This is a genomic window from Streptomyces amritsarensis, assembly GCF_001953875.1.
Classification (GTDB): domain Bacteria; phylum Actinomycetota; class Actinomycetes; order Streptomycetales; family Streptomycetaceae; genus Streptomyces; species Streptomyces amritsarensis.
Genome location: NZ_MQUR01000003.1, coordinates 86,529 through 104,293 on the forward strand (window position 1 = coordinate 86,529; position 17,765 = coordinate 104,293).

Here is a 17,765-nt window from a genome sequence, read left to right on the forward strand (position 1 = left end):
GCGCGTTCCCGCCCCGGCGAGCTGCCCGCCTCACGCCCGACTGCGGTCCGTGGTGCGCCGGACCGACGGTGACCGGCGCAGCGACGGCACGGCCTTGAGGGGGAAGCCTCGCATCAGCCGTGTGACGCCGGTCGCATAGGCGATGCCGAACACCAGTGAGGCCGCGAACGCCAGATGCCGGGAGAACCCGTCGACCAGGGGGAAGATCTGCCAGTGGGTCAGGTAGATGTACAGCGAGCTGGTGGCCAGGAGGCCGGCCACCCGGTTGACGCGTTCGTGACCGGGCAGGGTGGGGACCCACACCAGCAGCGCGAAGGCGGCGACGATGATCGCTTCTCGTCCGGGGTCGCCGGGGAAGAAGCCGGGCACCGTCGCCAGCGCCGCGGCCGTGACCACCAGCCGCCGACGCGTGGTGGCGGCTTTCGCCGCCGCCCAGCCCAGGGCGAACAGCCAGAAGACGGTGATCGCGTCCGGGATCTCGGCTCGGGCGGGGAGGCCGAGGAGGTCGTAGCGGGTGAGCAGGCCCAGGCCCGCGATCGTCAGCGGCAGGCCGTACGGGAAGCGCCGCTCCACCCGGTCCATGAGGGGCAGACCGAGGAGGCCGACAGCGGCGACCAGGATGTAAACGAGAGCCTCGATGAACCAGAAATGCATGCCCGTCTTGCTGTCCTCCGGCCCGAGGACGCTGTCGAGCAGGGCGAGATTGGCCAGGGTGTAGTCGTCGTTCAGGAGCAGGACCAAGCCGATCCAGGCCATGCTCGGCAAGGCGACGCGGCCGATGCTGGTCCAGATGCGGCGGACGCGCTCCCGGCGGGCGGCGGTGGTCAGGTGGAAGCGTGCGAAGTTGTAACCGGCGAGGGCGAGCAGCAGGTGTGCGCCGCCCTTGATCCCGAAGACGTGGATGTGCGAGCCGACGATGCAGAAGATCGCCATGGCGCGCAGGGCGACGCTGGTTTCCAGGGTGCGCCGGTGTGATCGGGCCTGCTGCCGCTCCGGCGGCTTGAGCTCGCCGATCGGCGTCGTGTGCCAGTCGGCGGGCAGGTGGCCGAGGCGCTCCTCGAGCTGGAGGGACATCTCGACGTACGAGAGCGAGTCGCCGCCCAGGCCGACGAAGGTGCTGTCCCGGGTCACCTCCGTCCGGCGCCGGTCGAGGACCAGCGCGTAGAGGGCGCACAGGTCCTCGGGGTCCGTGCCCCCGGCCGGCCCGGTTCCGTGCGGGGCCGGGTCGCAGAGGTGGCGCAGTTCGCGCACCGCCCGGTAGTCGGGCTTGCCGGAGTCCAGGCGGGGCAGTTCTGCGACGATGCGGACCTCGACGGCGCGCGCCGGCAGACCGCACGCGCCCGTCACGAGCTTCCGTATCCGCCGCGTGCCGGTTTCGCCCGCGGCGACGGCGGCGGCGACGGCGACGACGAGGGCTTCGTCGTCGCCCGCGCACAGCGCCGTGACGCCGTTTCGTGCGAGCACCGCCTCGACCTGCCCGGGGTCGATGCGCAGGCCGAGGATCTTGACGAACCGGCTGCGGCGGCCGATCAGTTCGTAGAGTCCGTCGGGGGAGAGCCGGGCGATGTCGCCGGTCGCGAGCTCGTCCACGGTCCGGCCCAGGCCGAGGTCCTGCGGTGAGTGCGCGTAGCCGAGCATGACGTTGGGGCCCGTGTAGACCAGCTCGCCGGTGTCCGCCCCGGGCAGGTCGGGCACCGGGCGGAGGCGGAAGGAGCCGCCGGGTATCGGTATCCCCGCGGCCCCGGGGCGGGTCCGGGCCAGGTGCGGCGGCAGGTAGGCCATGCGGGCGGTCGCCTCGGTCTGCCCGTACATCACGAACAGCTCCCAGCCGGCGGCGTGTCCGAGGGCCGCGTACCGCTCGACCCGGTCGGGTGCCAGCCGTCCGCCGGCCTGGGTCACGTACCGCAGGTGGGGGAGGTCCATCGTGTCGAAGCCGACCCGGTCCAGCAGGTCGAAGGTGTACGGCACACCGGCGAACGTGGTCCCGCGGCAGCTGCGGAACAGCTCCCAGAAGCAGCTGTCGGCGACCGAGAGGTCGGTGAGGATCAGCCCGGCACCGCGCAGCAGATGGCTGTGGATGACCGAAAGCCCGTAGCAGTAGTGCATGGGCAGGGTCGTGGCCGCGCGGTCGGTGTCCCGGATACCGAGGTACGCGGCGATCGACTCCGCGTTGGACTGGAGGTTCTCGTGCGACAGCCGGACGAGCTTGGGCGATCCGGTCGAGCCGGAGGTACTCAGCAGCAGGGCGAGGTCCGGGTGCAGGGTGTGGGCCGAGCCCGTGCGCCGTTCGTCGAGCACCCACTGTCCGCCCTCGGGGTGGGCCACGACATCCGGGTCGTAGGCGTCGATCAGCGACCGCACGGCCTCGGGGTGGCCGCCGGGCACGAGCAGCACGGGGTGCCCGGAAGCGAGGGCCGCGAGGTGGACGACGAGGGCGTCGAGGGTGTTGGCACCGACCAGCAGGACCAGGCGGCGTTCGCGTCCGAGGCGCCGCACGGTCTCGTCCACCCGTGCGGCGAGCTCGCGGTACGTCACCGGGCCGTCGGCGGTGATGACCGCCGGGCGGTCGCCGTGGGCGGCGAGACCGAGCGCGAACGGGACGATTCGGGTGTCTGGGAGCAGGTCGGAGGTGGCTGTCACGTGCGCATTTTAGGAAAGGCTTACCTGGGTGGATAGTCACAGAGGCGTCACGGGTCATTCGTGCGGGCCCGGTGAAGATCGGTAGGAAGTCGCGCGGTAGGGTCGGCTCCGCCGTCGTCCCGGCGCGGTTCCGGCCACGGCCGAACGTTATGTGCGTCACTCTTGACGTTTAGGTTAGCTTTACCTTAGCTATGGGGCGATAGGGATTTTCTCCGCTGCACGTGCAGGAAGGCTTTTCATGCGACGCCCCTTGGCCCGACGCCTGTCCGCGCTCTTCGCGGCAGCGCTCCTCCTGCCCGCTGCCGTCGGCTGTGGCGTCGACGAGGACGACGCCGGGCTCGTGATCTACTCGGGCCGCAACGAGAAGCTGGTCAAGCCGCTCCTGGACGACCTGGAGAAGGCCGTCGGCACCACGGTCGCCGTCCGCTACGGCGAGAGCGCGGAGCTTGCCGCCCAGATCCAGGAGGAGGGCGGCAAGACCAAGGCCGGCCTGTTCTTCTCCCAGGACGCCGGCGCCCTGGGCGCCCTCTCCGCCAAGGGGCTGCTGGAGAAGCTGCCCCAGGCGTCGCTCGACAAGGTCGACCCGGCGTTCCGTGGCGGCGCCGGCGACTGGGTGGGCACCTCCGGCCGCGTCCGGGTCCTCGCCTACCACCCCGGCCAGGTCGCCAAGGCGCCGGACACCGTGCACGACCTGGTCAAGCCGGAGTGGAAGGGCAAGATCGGTTACGCCCCCACCAACGCCTCCTTCCAGGCCTTCGTCACCGGCATGCGCGTCCTTGAGGGCGACGACGCCACCCGCGCCTGGCTGGGGGGCTTCAAGGCCAACGAGCCGAAGGCGTACGACAACAACCTCAAGGTGCTGGACGCGGTCGGCAAGGGTGAGGTCTCCCTCGGCCTGGTCAACCACTACTACTGGTACGAGCGGGTCGCCGAGAAGGGCGAGGCCAAGGTGGGCGCGAAGATCCACTTCCTGCCGGGCGGCGACCCGGGCGCGCTCGTCAACGTGGCCGGAGTCGGCATGGTCAAGGGCGGCGATCAGACGGCGGCAGCGCAGAAGGCCGTCGACTTCCTCCTCTCGGAGAAGGCGCAGAAGTACTTCGCCGACGACACCAAGGAGTACCCCCTGGTCTCCGGCGTCACCAGCACGGTGGAGAACCTGCCGCCGCTGTCCTCCCTCGAAGCCCCCAAGATCGACCTCGGCCGGCTCGAATCTCTTCAGGAGACCCTGAAGATGCTGCAGGACGCCGGGATGGTCTGAGCCGTCATGCACTCCACGGATCCCGTCCCGCGGACGGATCCGGCCGCCCGCCCGACCGGCGTCACCCCGCCGGCCGGGCGGCTGCGTGCCGTGAGCCGCCCGCCCGCCGCCCTGCTCGTGCCCGCCGCCGTCGCCGCCGTGTTCGCACTGCTGCCCCTCGGCTATCTCGCCGTCCGCTCCCTGGAACGCGGTCCCGCCTTCGCCTGGGACGTCATCGCCGACGAGCGCACGGCCCAACTCCTCGGCCGCAGCCTGGGGCTCGCCGCGGTCGTCGTGACCGCCTCCCTGCTGCTGGGCGTCTCGCTGGCCTGGCTCACCGTACGGACCGCGCTGCCCGGCGCCCGGGCCTGGTCGGTGCTGGTGACCCTGCCGCTGGCCGTGCCCAGCTACGTCGCCGCGTTCGCCTGGCTCTCCGTCTTCCCCGACATCGAGGGCTTCGCCGGGGCCGCGCTCGCCCTGACCCTGGTGAGCTTCCCGTACGTCTATCTCCCGGTCACGGCCGTGCTGCGCGGCACCGACCCGGCACAGGAGGAGGTCTCCCGCTCGCTCGGCCAGGGACCGCTGCGGACCTTCCTGCGCGTCACACTGCCCCAGCTGCGCCCCGCGGCCGCCGGGGGATCCGTCCTCGTCGCGCTGTACGTCTTCTCCGACTTCGGCGCCGTCTCCCTGATGCGGTACGACACCTTCACGCGCGGCATCTACACCTCCTACCGGGCCAGCTTCGACCGCACCCCGGCCGCCGCCCTGAGCGTCGTCCTGGTCGTCATGACCATCCTGCTCGTGGCCGCCGAGGCGCGCACCCGCGGCCGTGCCGGCCATGCCAGGACCGGAACCGGCACCGCGCGCCCTGCCGTCCCCGCACCGCTGGGCCGCTGGCGGGCACCCGCGCTGCTCTGGTGCACAGCCGTCACGGCCATCGCCGTCCTCACCCCGCTGGCCACGCTCACGTACTGGCTCGCCGTCGGCAACTCCGCCACCTGGGACCCGGCCGGGCTCCTCGACACCGCCGGCACGACCCTCGGCGTCGCCGCCGCCGGAGCCGCGCTCACCACCCTTCTCGCCCTGCCGGTCGGCGTGATCGCCGCCCGCCACCGCGGCCGGACGGCCTCTGTGCTGGAGCAGTCCGCGTATGCCGGACACGCCCTGCCCGGCATCACCGTCGCCCTGTCCCTCGTCTTCTTCGCGATCCGCTACGCAGAACCGCTCTACCAGGAACTCCCGCTGCTGGTCTGCGCGTACGCCGTGCTCTTCCTGCCCGTCGCGGTGGCCGGCACGCGGGCGGCCGTGCTCCAGTCCCCGCCGCTGCTGGAGGATGTCGCCCGCTCGCTCGGCCGATCTCCGCTGAAGGTGCTGCGCGAGGTGACGGTGCCGCTGGCGGCGCCCGGAGTGCTGGCCGGAGCCGCGCTGACCTTCGTGGTCTGCATGAAGGAACTCCCCGCGACCCTCCTGCTGCGCCCCACCGGCATGGACACCCTCGCCACCCGGCTCTGGACGGAGACCGGCACCGGCTCCTTCGCCGCCGCGGCCCCCTACGCCGCGGCGCTGATCCTGCTGGCCGCCGTACCGTCCTACCTCCTCGGAAGGCACCGCACATGACCGATCTCAAGATCACGGGGCTGACCAAGGCGTACGGGCCGGACGCCACCGTTCTCGACGGCCTCGACCTCACCGTCCCCGCCGGCGCCCTGGTCGCCGTACTCGGCCCCTCCGGCTGCGGCAAGACAACCCTGCTGCGCATCATCGCCGGCTTCCTGCGCGCCGACGCGGGCACCGTCACCATCGGCGACCGCACCGTCAGCCGCCCCGGAACGCACCTCCCGCCCGAGCACCGCCGCATCGGGATCGTCCCCCAGGAGGGCGCCCTGTTCCCGCACCTCAGCGTGGCGCGCAACGTCGCCTTCGGCCTCGCCGGCGTCGATCGGGGTGCGCGGCGCCTGCGCGTCGAGGAGATGCTGGAACTGGTCGGGCTCGCGGGCTTCGGCGACCGTATGCCGCACGAGCTCTCGGGCGGTCAGCAACAGCGCGTCGCCCTCGCCCGCGCCCTGGCCCCGCGGCCTCAGCTGGTGCTGCTCGACGAGCCGTTCAACGCCCTGGACAGCGCCCTGCGCTCCGGCGTGCGGTCCGACGTGCGGTCCGCCCTCCAGGCCACCGGAGCCACCGCTGTCCTGGTCACCCACGACCAGCAGGAGGCCCTCTCCGTGGCCGACCTCGTCGCCGTCGTACGCAAGGGGAAGGTGGCCCAGTGCGACACACCGCACGAGGTCTACCGCCGCCCCGCAGACCCCTGGGTGGCGGCCTTCGTCGGTGACGCGGTACTCGTCGCCGGCACCGTGGACAGCGGCACGGCGACCACCGCGCTCGGCCGCGTCCCGCTGGCCGACCCGCCGGGCGGCGTACGCGAGGGCATGGTGCTGCTCCGGCCCGAACAGATTCAGCTGACCGACACCGCGTCGGCGCAGGCCCGCGGCACGGTGACGGACGTCCGGTACTACGGCCACGACGCGATGGTCACCGTCACCCTGGACGGAGTGGACGCACCCATCGACGTCCGCGTCCCGGGCCCCGCCCCCGCGTCCCCCGGCGAGCGCACCGGCATCAGAGTCACCGGAGAGGCCACGCTCCACCCCGTCCCCGCGTAACCCTCGGTCCACCGGGCCGTACGGACAGGGCCACCAGCCGGCAGGGGAGGTATCGGCCGACTGCCGCGGCGGCAGCGGGGGCGTCGGCGCCGCCCGCCGCACAGCGAGTCGGCAATCGGTCGGCATGAGTCCTGAAAGACCTGGGGATAGCCTTGCGAACCGTTGTAGGCTCCGGGGAACGCCCTTGACCCGCGAGAAGTGGGCAGGGAGCAGACAAACCGGGAGTTTCGCCATGCTTCGCACCATGTTCAAGTCCAAGATCCATCGGGCTACCGTCACCCAGGCCGACCTGCACTACGTCGGGTCCGTGACCGTTGACGCCGACCTGCTGGACGCCGCCGACCTGCTCCCCGGGGAGCTCGTCCACATCGTGGACATCACCAACGGCGCGCGGCTGGAGACCTACGTCATCGAGGGTGAGCGCGGATCCGGCGTGATCGGGATCAACGGGGCCGCAGCGCACCTCGTGCACCCCGGGGACCTCGTCATCCTCATCAGCTACGCGCAGGTCGAGGACGCCGAGGCGCGGGCGCTGAAGCCCCGCGTCGTGCACGTCGACGCCGACAACCGGATCGTCGAACTGGGCGCGGACCCCTCCGCGCCGGTGCCGGGTACGGAGCAGGAGCGCAGCCCCCACGCCGTCGCCGTCCGATAAGTTCGAGAAGGAGCCGGGGACCCATGCCGGAGAGCACGAACACGCCGATCGAGTTCCAGGACGAGCGGGCGGCCGGGCGGCTGCTCGCCGTCGAGGACGGGGCCACGGTCGGGTACATCGCCTACTTCGTGCTCACCGAGCAGCCCCACGCCCTGGTGGCGGTGCACACCGTCGTCGAGCCGGGCCACGAGGGGAGGGGTATCGCCGGAGGCCTGGTGAGGACCTTCTACGGACTCGCCGCGGCCGAGGGCGTTCCCGTGGTGCCGCTCTGCCCGTATGCGGCGAGCTGGGCCGCCAAACATCCCGGCGAGGCGCCCGTCGCGCCGGCCGCGGTCGTCGCCGCCGCGAAGGCGCAGCTGGCCGCCGCATCCGGCCTGCGGTGACGGCCTGCGACCTGGCCCTGCTGCACACCTCGCCCCTGCACGTCCCCGTGTTCGACGCGCTGCGTGACCGGCACCACCCGGGGGCCGTACTGCGGCACCTGGTGGTGCCGGAGCTGCTGGACCGGGCCCGCGAGCACGGGCCGCGGTCCGTGGCCCCGGCCCTGCTGGAGCTGCTGGCCGGAGCCGGGCCCGGGCCCGTGCTGGTCACCTGCTCCACCATCGGTGCGACCGCCGAGGCGCAGGCTCCGGCCCTCGGCGCACCGGTGCTGCGGGTCGACCGGCCGATGGCGGCCGCGGCCGTGCGCACCGGCCCGCGCATTGCCGTCCTCGCCGCCCTCGCCTCCACCTTCGCCCCGACCGCGGAACTCCTCGCCGAGGAGGCCGGCGGGCGGCCCGTGTCGGTCCGTACGCACCTCGTCGACGGCGCCTGGGAAGCCTTCGAGGCGGGAGACACCGCCCGCTATCTCGCCCGGGTCGCCGCGGCCGCCGACGCCGTCACCGGCGCGGACGTCATCGTCCTGGCCCAGGCATCCATGGCCGGCGCCGCCGAGTCGGCCACGACAGGGATCCCCGTACTGGCCAGCCCCGGGACGGGCCTCGCCGCCGCGCTCTCCCTCTCGCGCTGACGGCGGCACCGCAGGGGCGTACAAGACGCAATCGCGGGAAACTGCCTTATATGGTGCGAACACTCGAAGACACGCAGCCGCCGGCCCCGGAGCCCGATCCGAAGCCGGCGCCCAACCCGTTCCCGGACCCCGAGCCGATCCCGCGCCCGGTGCCGCCCGTACCCGGCCCCGTCCCCGAGCCGGACCCGGTGCCCCCGCCCCCGGGACCCGCGCCGGTTCCCCAGCCCGGGCCCTGGAGCTGAGCGGTCGCGGTCAGTCCGTGCGGACCTCGGAGCGGTCGCCGCTCCAGAGGGTGTGGAACGAGCCCTCACGGTCGGTCCGCCGGTAGGTGTGCGCCCCGAAGAAGTCGCGCTGGCCCTGCGTGAGGGCCGCCGGGAGCCGCTGCGCGCGCAGCGCGTCGTAGTACGCCAGGGAGGCGGCGAAGGCCGGCACCGGAATGCCCGCACCCACCGCCGCCGTGATCACCGACCGCCAGCCCTCCTGCGCCGCCCCGATCTCCTCGGCGAAGCGCTCGTCCGCCAGCAGGCTCGGCAGGTCGGGCCGCGCGTCGTAGGCGCCGCGGATCCGGTCGAGGAACGCCGCCCGGATGATGCAGCCGCCACGCCACAGGGAGGCCACCGCGCCCAGGTCCACGTTCCAGCCGTACTCATCGCTGCCGGCCCGGATCTGGTGGAACCCCTGCGTGTACGAGACGATCTTCGATGCGTACAGGGCCTCCTCCACCTGCGCGGCGAACGCGTCCGCCGCCTCCGGCGCCAGTGCGGCCGGCGCCGGACCCGCCAGTCCCCGGGCGGCCGTACGCAGGTCCGCGTGGCCCGAGACGGCGCGGGCGAACACCGCCTCGGCGATCCCCGACACCGGGACCCCGAGGTCCAGGGCGATCTGCACGGTCCAGCGCCCCGTGCCCTTCTGCTCGGCGGCGTCGGCCACGACGTCCACGAACGCCTGCCCGGTCGCCGCGTCGGTGTGGGCGAGCACCTCCGCCGTGATCTCGATCAGGTACGAGTCCAGACGGCCCCGGTTCCAGTCCCGGAACGTCTCCGCGATCTTCGCGGGGGAGTAGCCGGCGACCTCGCGCAGCAGGTGGTAGGCCTCGGCGATGAGCTGCATGTCGGCGTACTCGATGCCGTTGTGGACCATCTTGACGAAGTGCCCGGCGCCGTCGGGACCCACGTGGGAGGTGCACGGCGTGCCGTCGGCGGCCTTCGCCGCGATCTTCTCCAGCAGCGGGCCGAGCGACGCGTACGACTCCCGCGAGCCGCCCGGCATGATGCTCGGGCCGAGCAGCGCGCCCTCCTCGCCGCCCGAGATGCCCACGCCCACGAAGTGGATGCCCTGTTCGCGTAGTTCCCGCTCGCGGCGCCGGGTGTCCTCGAAGTGCGCGTTCCCGCCGTCGATGATGACGTCGCCCTCCTCCAGGAGCGGGGCGAACTCGCGGATCACCGCGTCGGTGGGCTCCCCGGCCTTCACCATGATGACGATGCGCCGGGGGCGCTCCAGCGCGTCGACGAACTCCTTGGCCGACTCCGCGGCCACGAACGAGCCCTCGTGGCCGAACTCCTCCACCAGCGCCGTGGTCCTGGCGGCGGTGCGGTTGTGGACGGCCACCGTGAACCCGTTGCGGGCGAAGTTGCGGGCGAGGTTGCTGCCCATGACTGCGAGGCCGGTGACGCCGATCTGGGCCGTGCTGGTGCTCATCTGTGCGCTCCTGCGTGCTTCGGTGTGCGGGCTGTGCCGACGCTACCCCGCCGTCGGTCCCGCGGCGCCGCGGCCCGTCGAGGGATTGTCAAGTTCCGCTGAAGAGCGCCCCGTTGCTCCCTTGCCGTGCAATGATCCCGACGTTACGTTGTGCGATTCCTGATGTCTCGAATGGGGGGCTCCCATGGGCGTACGGGGCCGGCACCGCCGGTATCAGCCGAGCAGCATCAACCGGGCCTCGCTGGCCGTGACCGCGGGAGGCGCCGGGATCGCGCTCCCCTTCATGGGTGCCGGAGTGGCCGACGCCGCCTCCGTGGACACCTGGAACAAGGTCGCCGCCTGCGAGTCGACCGACAACTGGCGCATCAACACCGGCAACGGCTACTACGGCGGACTCCAGTTCAGCCAGAACACCTGGCGGGCCTTCGGTGGCACGGCGTACGCCCCGCGCGCCGACCTGGCCACGAAGGAACAGCAGATCGCGGTCGCCGAGAAGGTGCTGAAAGTCCAGGGGCCCGGGGCCTGGCCCCACTGCGGCAAGGGCGCCGGCCTCACCCGCGGCGGCCCGTCACCGGCCCTCGCCGCGCAGATCCCCGCGCAGATCCCCGCGCAGCCCCAGGCCGGTTCGCAGCCCCGGAGCCAGGGGGTGAAGGCGACCCCGGTGCAGGGCGCCACCCCGCGCCCGACCGGAACCTCGGTCCTGCCCAACCCGTACGTCGTCGCGCCGGGCGACTCGCTCTCCGCGATCGCCACCCAGCAGCGTGTCGAGGGCGGCTGGCAGGCGCTCTACGAGACCAACCGGGCCGTCGTGGGCGACAATCCGAACCTGATCTTCCCCGGCCAGCGCCTCACGATGCGGGTCACCGCCGCCCCGCCGGCCCCGCCCGCGCCGAACCCGCAGAAGCCGCCGCAGACCGCCGAGCCGGTCAAGCCCACCGAGCCGGCCGCCCAGAAGCCGGCGGAGCAGCCCGCGCCGAAGCCGGCCGAGAAGAAGGCCCCGAAGCCGGCCGAGAAGCCGGCCGAGAAGCCGGCTGAAAAGCCGGTCGAGAAGCCCGCCGAGAAGCCGGACACCCGGCCCGCCTCAGCGCAGCAGAAGCCCGCCTCGGGAGGCTTCTCCGCTCCCGTCGACGCCGCCCTCGGCACCGCGTACCGCGTCTCGGGATCCTCCTGGTCCAGCGGCTACCACACGGGCGTCGACTTCCCCGTGGCCACCGGCACCACCGTCAAGTCCGTCGGACCCGGCCAGGTCGTCTCCGCCGGCTGGGCCGGGGCCTACGGCTACCAGGTCGTCATCCGGCACACCGACGGCCGGTACTCCCAGTACGCCCACCTCTCGGCGCTCGGCGTGAAGTCCGGCCAGCAGGTCTCCGGGGGCCAGCGGATCGGCCGCTCCGGCTCGACCGGGAACAGCACCGGACCGCACCTGCACTTCGAGATCCGCACGGGCCCCGGCTTCGGCTCCGACATCGACCCCCTGAAGTACCTGCGGAGCCACGGCGTCCGCATCTGACCCGCGCCGCCCCGGCGGCACGGCGGTGAGCAGGACCAGGCCGGCCGCCGCGAGCACGGCGCTGGCCAGTGCCGCCGCCGTGCCCGCGGCCCCGTGGCGGAAGCCCTCGTCGAAGAGCACGATCCCGACCGTCGCCGCGACCACCGGATTGACCACCGTCACCGTGGCCAGCGGCGCGGTCAGGCCGGCGCCCCGATAGGCGGCCTGGGACAGCAGCAGCCCGACCGACGCCAGCACCGCGATCGCTGCCAGGTCCGGCCATAGGCCGGCCGGCGCACCCGCCCCGGCGATCTCGGCGACCGACTTGGTGAACACCGAGGCCATGCCGAAGGCCGTGCCGGCCGCCGCGGCCAGCAGCACGCTGTGCAGCACCACCCGGTGCATCCGGTGCGCCGCCAGGAAAAGCACGGCCACCGCGGCCCCGGTCGCCACCAGCAGCAGGCTCCGCCCGCCGCCCGCCAGGGACTGCTCCGCCCGCCCCTCACCGCCGGTCAGCGCCAGCAGACCCGCGAGCCCGACCGTGGCCAGCACCGCGCCGCGCCAGGCCGCCGCGCCCGCCCGGCGCCGTACGAAGAGCGCCGCCATCGGCAGCGCGAACACGATGGTGAGCGCCCCCAGCGGCTGGACCAGGCTCAGCGGCCCGTACGCGAGCGCCACCACGTGCAGCAGGGCGCCGAGGCCGTTCAGCCCGACCGCCACCCACCAGGCGCCCCGGCGCAGCGGCGCGTACCGCCGGTCCGGCGTACTCGCCGCGACCCTCTCCTGGACGATCGCGCCGCCCGCGTACGCCACGGCGGACACGAGGCAGAGCAGGACCGACAGCGCCAGTGCACTCATAAGGTCCACAATGCCCGACCCATCTGCGCTATTCCTCCGTCCACAGGCGGTCACGAGTCATACTCCCGACGTAGTACGGGAGTACGCAGCGTGGCCGTTCCGCCAGCGCAGCGCCACCCCTATCGCGCCCCACCGTCACCGCCTGGACCCGTACGGTGACGGTCAGTTCGCGGTATGTGGGCCTGCGGGCCGCGGGTTTGGCTCGGGGCGCGTCCGATCCGTACAGTTCCCCTTTTGAGGACCTCCGCAGCAGGCGGATGCGGACGAGTGACCAAGGAACGGCAGCGGCCATGACGGTGACCGAAGACAGCCACGACCAGGCACAGGCCTACGGGCCGGGCATCGACCCCGAGCGGCTGGCGCTCTGCCTCGACGTGCTCGCCGAACTCGACACGATCGACGTCGACCACCCCGACGCCATCGCCGTGCGCCGGGCCACCGCGGGCGTCTACCGCACGGTCAAGCAGCGCCGCCGCCAGGAGCGCCGCGCCGCCAAGACCGCCAACGACAAGGCCGTCACCGAGGCGACCGCGACCGGCTCCGCCGAGCGCATCGACGACGAGACCGAGGGAATCCTGCCCACCTCGGTCACGGAGGCCGGCCGGATCGCCGGAATACTCCAGCGCCCGCGCTCCTGCTACGTCTGCAAGACGCGGTACGTCGAGGTCGACTACTTCTACCACCAGCTCTGCCCGAACTGCGCCGTCGAGAACCGCACCAAGCGCGAGGCCCGCGCGGACCTCTCCGGCAAGCGCGCGCTGCTCACCGGCGGCCGCGCCAAGATCGGCATGTACATCGCCCTGCGGCTGCTGCGCGACGGCGCCCACACCACGATCACCACGCGCTTCCCCAAGGACGCCATCCGCCGCTTCAAGGCGATGGAGGACTCGGCGGACTGGATGCACCGCCTGGAGGTCGTCGGCATCGACCTGCGCGACCCGGCCCAGGCCGTGGCCCTCGCCGACCAGGTCGCGGCGGCCGGTCCGCTCGACATCCTGATCAACAACGCGACGCAGACCGTGCGCCGCCTGCCCACCGCCTACGCGGCGCTGGTCGAGGGGGAGTCCGCCCCGCTGCCCGCCGGCGAGCTCCCCGCCCACCACGTGATCGGCGCCTTCAACTCCGGCGCGGTCGACGGCTTGGCGGCACTGCCCGTCGGGGTGAGCGGCCTGGAGGCGCAGAAGGTCGCCGACCTCGCGCTGGTCGCCGGCAACGCCAGCCTGGAGCGGCACCTCGCCGGCACCGCCATCGACGCGGGCGGCCTGCTGCCCGACGTGGTCGAGAGCAACACCTGGGTGCAGACCATCGACCAGATCTCCCCGGTGGAGCTGCTCGAGACCCAGCTGTGCAACTACACGTCGCCGTTCATCCTGATCAGCGCCCTGCGGCCGGCCATGGCCGATGCCGCCCGGAAGTCGTCCAGCGGGCGCGCGTACGTCGTCAACGTCTCGGCGATGGAGGGCGTCTTCAGCCGCGGCTACAAGGGTGCGGGTCACCCGAACACCAACGCCGCCAAGGCCGCGATGAACATGGTGACGCGGACCAGCGGCCAGGAGATGTTCCAGACCGACCGGATCCTGATGACCTCGGTCGACACCGGCTGGATCACCGACGAGCGTCCGCACTTCGACAAGCTGCGCCTCGCCGAGGAGGGCTTCCACGCCCCCCTCGACCTGGTCGACGGCGCAGCCCGGGTCTACGACCCCATCGTGCGCGGTGAGGCCGGCGAGGACCTGTTCGGGGTCTTCCTGAAGGACTACGCCCCGGCGAACTGGTAACCCGGCGGTCCCCGCCCTACCGCCTGCCCGCGAGCGGCCCCCTCGGCGAACCGAGGGGNNNCCGGCCCGCCGGCCTCGACGCCCGGCCCGCCGGCCTCGACGCCCGGCCCGCCGGCCTCGACGCCCGGCCCGCCGGCCTCGCCGCCTGCCCCGCCCGGTGCCTGGAGCCGCACGAGCCGGGCCACCCGCTCGCCCAGCAGAGGGCGCACCGCTTCCGCTGCGAGTACGGCGTGTCGCACTCCGTCACCCGGACGGAGCATTCGGCCGATGTCGTGGAGCAGGCCCGCGAGCTGCAGTTCCTTGTCGGCGGGGTGGGAGCGGCGCAGCAGCGCCGCGGTCCGCAGGGCGTGCTCGCCGCAGCCCGCGCGCAGCAGCTCCATCAGCTCAACCACGCTTGTGACGTACGGCACTTCGGCCTCCGCCGGTCCGGACCCCGCCACCGCCGACCCCCTCCCTCGTGCCTCCCGCATCGGGGTCCGAGCACACCATCCGCGACGCACCCGGCGGCCGACGACTTGCTGAACTCGGGACGAAAATGAGAGGGCGCAGCGGATTTTGCCTTCCTATCGAGCGGAGGTCCGCTCATATGTGTACTCTGGGGCATCAAGACGGCCCCCATCCGGGCCGCGCTCCACTAAGGCGCCACCGCGTCCGGAACCCTTGATCCCTTGCCCGGCTCGCGGTCAGCCCGCCGGGTTACGCGACACAGAGGAGTGCGCGGTGACTGAAAAGACGCAGCCCGAACCGAAGTTGCTCGAGCGGACCGGATCGCGTGCCAAGACGCGGTCCGACGAACTCGGAAGCCTGGAAGTCTGGGCGCGCTCCGCCCCGATCCGGCTGGCCGGGTACGAGGACGACCTGGCGGAAGCCCACATCCTGCCCGGCATCGACTAGTCCGCGTAACCTCCGCACCGACCCGCAGCACGGTGCAAGCGCCCCCTGGTGCCCACCCGCACCGGGGGCGCTGCCCTGTCGGGCAGGACACCTCCTTACGCCTTGAGCGTCATCGCCCAGAGCGATCACCGCTTCCGCCGGTCCGGCCCGCCGGTCCATGGTGGGCACATGAAGCTGCTGATGCTGGGTGGTACCGAGTTCGTCGGACGCGCGATCACCGAGGACGCCCTCACCCGGGGCTGGGAGGTGACCGTCTTCCACCGGGGCCGCCACGCGCCCCCGCCGGGCACCCGCGCCCTGCACGGGGACCGCACCGCTCCCGGGGGTCTGGCCGCCCTCGCCGAGGGGGAGTGGGACGTCGTCGTCGACACCTGGAGCGGCGCCCCCACCGCGGTGCGCGACAGCGCCCGCCTGCTGAGCGGCCGGGCCGGGAGGTACGCGTACGTCTCCAGCCGCTCGGTGTACGCCTACCCCGCCCCCGCCGGGCAGGGGGAGGACGGCCTCCTCGTCGGGGGCTCGCCGGACGCCGCGGCCACCGACTACGCCGAGGACAAGAGGGGCGGCGAACTCGCCGCGCTCGACGCCTTCCCCGACAGCGCCCTGCTGGTCCGCGCCGGGCTGGTCCTCGGCCCCTACGAGAACGTCGGCCGGCTGCCGTGGTGGCTGAACCGCATCGCGCGCGGCGGCCCGGTGCTCGCCCCCGGCCCGCGCGGGCTGCCCCTCCAATACATCGACGTCCGCGACCTCGCGCGCTGGACCCTGGACGCCGCCGAGGCCGGCCTCGACGGGCCGTACAACCTGGTCGCGCCGGTCGGGCACGCCACCATGGGGTCCCTCCTCGACGCCTGCGCCGCCGTCACCGGCGGCGCAGGCGAACTGCGCTGGACCGATCCGGCGCCGATCATCGCGGCCGGGGTGGAGCCCTGGACCGAGCTCCCGGTGTGGCTCCCCGAGGGCGAGTCCTACGACCACATGTTCGGCGGCGACGTGACCAGGGCGCTGGAGGCCGGCCTGAAGTGCCGCCCCGTCGAGGAGACCGTGGCCGACACCTGGGCCTGGCTGCGCAGCCTCGGCGGCCGGGCCCCGCAGCGCGGCGACCGGCCGGCCCCCGGGCTCGACGCCGCACGGGAGGCCGCGCTACTCGGGCTCTGACAGCCGGGCCTCCGCGAGCCGGGTCGGCGGGAGGTACTCGCGCACCAGCGTGCGGTGCCACCAGTCGCCGGTCTCGCGCAGCTCCCGCCAGGTGGTGAAGCGGTAGCGGTAGAGCAGGGCGCGGACGTGCACGGGCGGGGCGTCCGGGAAGGGGTTGTGGCGCAGCAGCCGCAGCGTGTCCCGGTCGCCCGCCAGCAGTCGCTCCACGAACGGCCCGAACCAGTCGCGCGCGTAGCCGGGGGAGATCGCCGCGAACCACATCAGCCAGTCCAGGCGCAGGTGGTACGGGGCGAACTGGCGCGGCAGCCTGCCCGGTTCGCCGGGTTTGCCTTTGAATCCGTACTCCTTCCAGGCGCCGTCTTCGCGCGGTACCCGGTCCGCGGTGCCCTCCACCGCGACCTCCATCCGGACCCGGCCGACCGAGCCGAAGGCCCCGTAGGTGTTGACGAGGTGCAGCGCGTCGAAGGAGCGGTTCATCACCTGGCGGCGCGAGACCATGTTGAGCACCGGGTGGCGGCTGAGGAACAGGACCAGGGCGGTCACCGCGCAGACCAGGACCACGAACCACAGGGGGGCCTCCTGCGAGGCCGCGGCCGGGGGCGGTCCGGCGAGCCCGGTGAAGTCCACGGCCGACACGGCGAGGGTGATCGTCAGCCAGTTCAGCCAGGCGAAGTTTCCGGACAGCACGAGCCACAGCTGCGTCGCGATGACGGCGCCCGCGGCGTACGAGGCGACCGGCTGCGGGGTGAACAGCAGCACCGGGACAACCAGTTGCGTCACGTGGTTGGCGGCGCACTCCACCCGGTGCAGCGGTTTGGGCAGGTGGTGGAAGAACCAGCTCAGCGGCCCCGCCATCGGCTGGGTCTCGTGGTGGAAGTACAGGCAGGTCAGCTTGCGCCAGCAGGGGTCCCCGCGCATCTTGATCAGCCCGGCGCCGAACTCCACCCGGAAGAGCACCCAGCGCAGCAGCCACAGCACCAGCACCGGCGGCCCGGCCCGGGCGTTGCCGAGGAACACGGCGAGGAAGCCCACCTCCAGCAGCAGCGACTCCCAGCCGAAGGAGTACCAGGTCTGGCCCACGTTCACGATGGAGAGGTACAGCAGCCACAGCGCGGCCCACATCGCCATGGCCGCGGCCAGCGGCACCTCGTCCCCCGCGCCGGCGGCCAGGGCCGCGGCCAGCGCGGCCCCGGCCCAGGCGCAGCCGGCGAAGAGCCGGTCCGAGTAGTGCAGTTGGAACAGGCTGGGGGCGCGCCGGAAGGGCACGTACCGTACGTAGCGCGGCACGGGCAGCATGCCGTGCGCCCCGATCAGGGCCCGGAACTGCAGTGCGGCCCCGATGAAGGCGACGAGGTAGACACCGGCCAGGGCCCGCTGGAAGACCAGCCGGGCGAGCCAGTAGCCGGGCGCCGTGAACCAGTCCATCGCCTCCAGTATCCGGCCGTCCGGCCGCTGCCGGCCAGTCTGCGCAGCCGGCGGCCGTCTCCGACGCCGGATGCACGCCCGCGGGCAGGCGCCTGCGGGCCGCAGCCGCCGGCAGGTCCCCGCGGGCCGACCCCCGCGGGCCGACCCCCGCGGGCCGACCCCCGCGCGCCGACCCCTGCGGGCCGACCCCTGCGGGCCGGCACCCGCCGGGAGGCACCTGCGGGCCGGCACCCGCAGGTCGATGCCGGCGGGCCGGCATCCGCCGGGAGG

At 73.2% G+C, this 17,765-nt stretch carries 13 protein-coding genes and 2 pseudogenes; 10 read left to right on the top strand and 5 right to left on the bottom strand.

Annotated elements, in window-relative coordinates; translation table 11 throughout:
* Positions 1 to 30: 30 nt before the first annotated feature.
* Positions 31 to 2,640: an AMP-binding protein gene (locus AVW11_RS02345; protein ID WP_076043051.1), complete on the bottom strand. Its 2,610-nt coding sequence runs from the start codon at positions 2,638 to 2,640 to the stop codon at positions 31 to 33.
* 238 nt (positions 2,641 to 2,878) lie between these two features.
* Here AVW11_RS02345 and AVW11_RS02350 point away from each other — a divergent pair, with 238 nt between their 5' ends.
* The 6 genes from AVW11_RS02350 (at position 2,879) to AVW11_RS02375 (ending at position 8,201) form a co-directional block, all read left to right on the top strand.
* On the top strand, positions 2,879 to 3,898 hold the full coding sequence (locus AVW11_RS02350; protein ID WP_060177262.1) for an iron ABC transporter substrate-binding protein: 1,020 nt from the start codon (positions 2,879 to 2,881) through the stop codon (positions 3,896 to 3,898).
* Between the two features lie 6 nt (positions 3,899 to 3,904).
* Positions 3,905 to 5,494, top strand: a complete 1,590-nt coding sequence (locus tag AVW11_RS02355; RefSeq protein WP_076043052.1) for an ABC transporter permease — start codon at positions 3,905 to 3,907, stop codon at positions 5,492 to 5,494.
* On the top strand, positions 5,491 to 6,537 hold the full coding sequence (locus AVW11_RS02360; RefSeq protein WP_060177263.1) for an ABC transporter ATP-binding protein: 1,047 nt from the start codon (positions 5,491 to 5,493) through the stop codon (positions 6,535 to 6,537). Before AVW11_RS02355 ends, AVW11_RS02360 begins: the two co-directional genes overlap by 4 nt.
* 232 nt (positions 6,538 to 6,769) lie before the next feature.
* On the top strand, positions 6,770 to 7,192 hold the full coding sequence (gene panD / locus AVW11_RS02365) for an aspartate 1-decarboxylase (RefSeq protein ID WP_030840138.1): 423 nt from the start codon (positions 6,770 to 6,772) through the stop codon (positions 7,190 to 7,192).
* A 23-nt stretch (positions 7,193 to 7,215) separates the two neighbouring features.
* A complete protein-coding gene (locus tag AVW11_RS02370) occupies positions 7,216 to 7,575 on the top strand; it encodes a GNAT family N-acetyltransferase (protein WP_030840141.1) in 360 nt (119 codons plus the stop codon).
* Positions 7,572 to 8,201 (top strand): aspartate/glutamate racemase family protein, encoded by a 630-nt coding sequence (locus AVW11_RS02375; RefSeq protein ID WP_240528114.1) that lies wholly within the window; start codon positions 7,572 to 7,574, stop codon positions 8,199 to 8,201. The genes AVW11_RS02370 and AVW11_RS02375 overlap by 4 nt, the downstream gene beginning before the upstream one ends.
* A 252-nt stretch (positions 8,202 to 8,453) precedes the next feature.
* On the opposite strand, the gene gndA is transcribed toward AVW11_RS02375, so the two are convergent.
* Positions 8,454 to 9,899 (bottom strand): NADP-dependent phosphogluconate dehydrogenase, encoded by a 1,446-nt coding sequence (gndA, locus tag AVW11_RS02385; protein WP_076043054.1) that lies wholly within the window; start codon positions 9,897 to 9,899, stop codon positions 8,454 to 8,456.
* 184 nt (positions 9,900 to 10,083) lie between these two features.
* Here gndA and AVW11_RS02390 point away from each other — a divergent pair, with 184 nt between their 5' ends.
* Positions 10,084 to 11,409, top strand: a complete 1,326-nt coding sequence (locus AVW11_RS02390) for a transglycosylase family protein (protein WP_076043055.1) — start codon at positions 10,084 to 10,086, stop codon at positions 11,407 to 11,409.
* Positions 11,410 to 11,511: 102 nt separating this feature from the next.
* Here the strand turns inward: AVW11_RS02390 and AVW11_RS37630 are convergent.
* A pseudogene (locus tag AVW11_RS37630) lies at positions 11,512 to 12,246 on the bottom strand (DMT family transporter); the annotation flags it as partial.
* Between the two features lie 290 nt (positions 12,247 to 12,536).
* Here AVW11_RS37630 and AVW11_RS02400 point away from each other — a divergent pair.
* Complete coding sequence (locus tag AVW11_RS02400) at positions 12,537 to 14,024, top strand: SDR family NAD(P)-dependent oxidoreductase (RefSeq protein WP_030840155.1); 1,488 nt, start codon at positions 12,537 to 12,539, stop codon at positions 14,022 to 14,024.
* Positions 14,025 to 14,085: 61 nt separating this feature from the next.
* On the opposite strand, the pseudogene AVW11_RS39175 reads toward AVW11_RS02400, so the two are convergent.
* Positions 14,086 to 14,494 (bottom strand): annotated as a pseudogene (locus AVW11_RS39175) (HD domain-containing protein); the annotation flags it as partial.
* 250 nt (positions 14,495 to 14,744) lie between these two features.
* Here AVW11_RS39175 and AVW11_RS37295 point away from each other — a divergent pair.
* On the top strand, positions 14,745 to 14,918 hold the full coding sequence (locus AVW11_RS37295) for a hypothetical protein (RefSeq protein WP_157854840.1): 174 nt from the start codon (positions 14,745 to 14,747) through the stop codon (positions 14,916 to 14,918).
* A gap of 168 nt (positions 14,919 to 15,086) precedes the next feature.
* On the top strand, positions 15,087 to 16,070 hold the full coding sequence (locus AVW11_RS02410; RefSeq protein WP_076043056.1) for an NAD-dependent epimerase/dehydratase family protein: 984 nt from the start codon (positions 15,087 to 15,089) through the stop codon (positions 16,068 to 16,070).
* On the opposite strand, the gene AVW11_RS02415 is transcribed toward AVW11_RS02410, so the two are convergent.
* On the bottom strand, positions 16,056 to 17,495 hold the full coding sequence (locus tag AVW11_RS02415; RefSeq protein WP_076043057.1) for a lipase maturation factor family protein: 1,440 nt from the start codon (positions 17,493 to 17,495) through the stop codon (positions 16,056 to 16,058). The two genes, AVW11_RS02410 and AVW11_RS02415, sit on opposite strands and share 15 nt — an antisense overlap.
* Positions 17,496 to 17,765 lie beyond the last annotated feature (270 nt).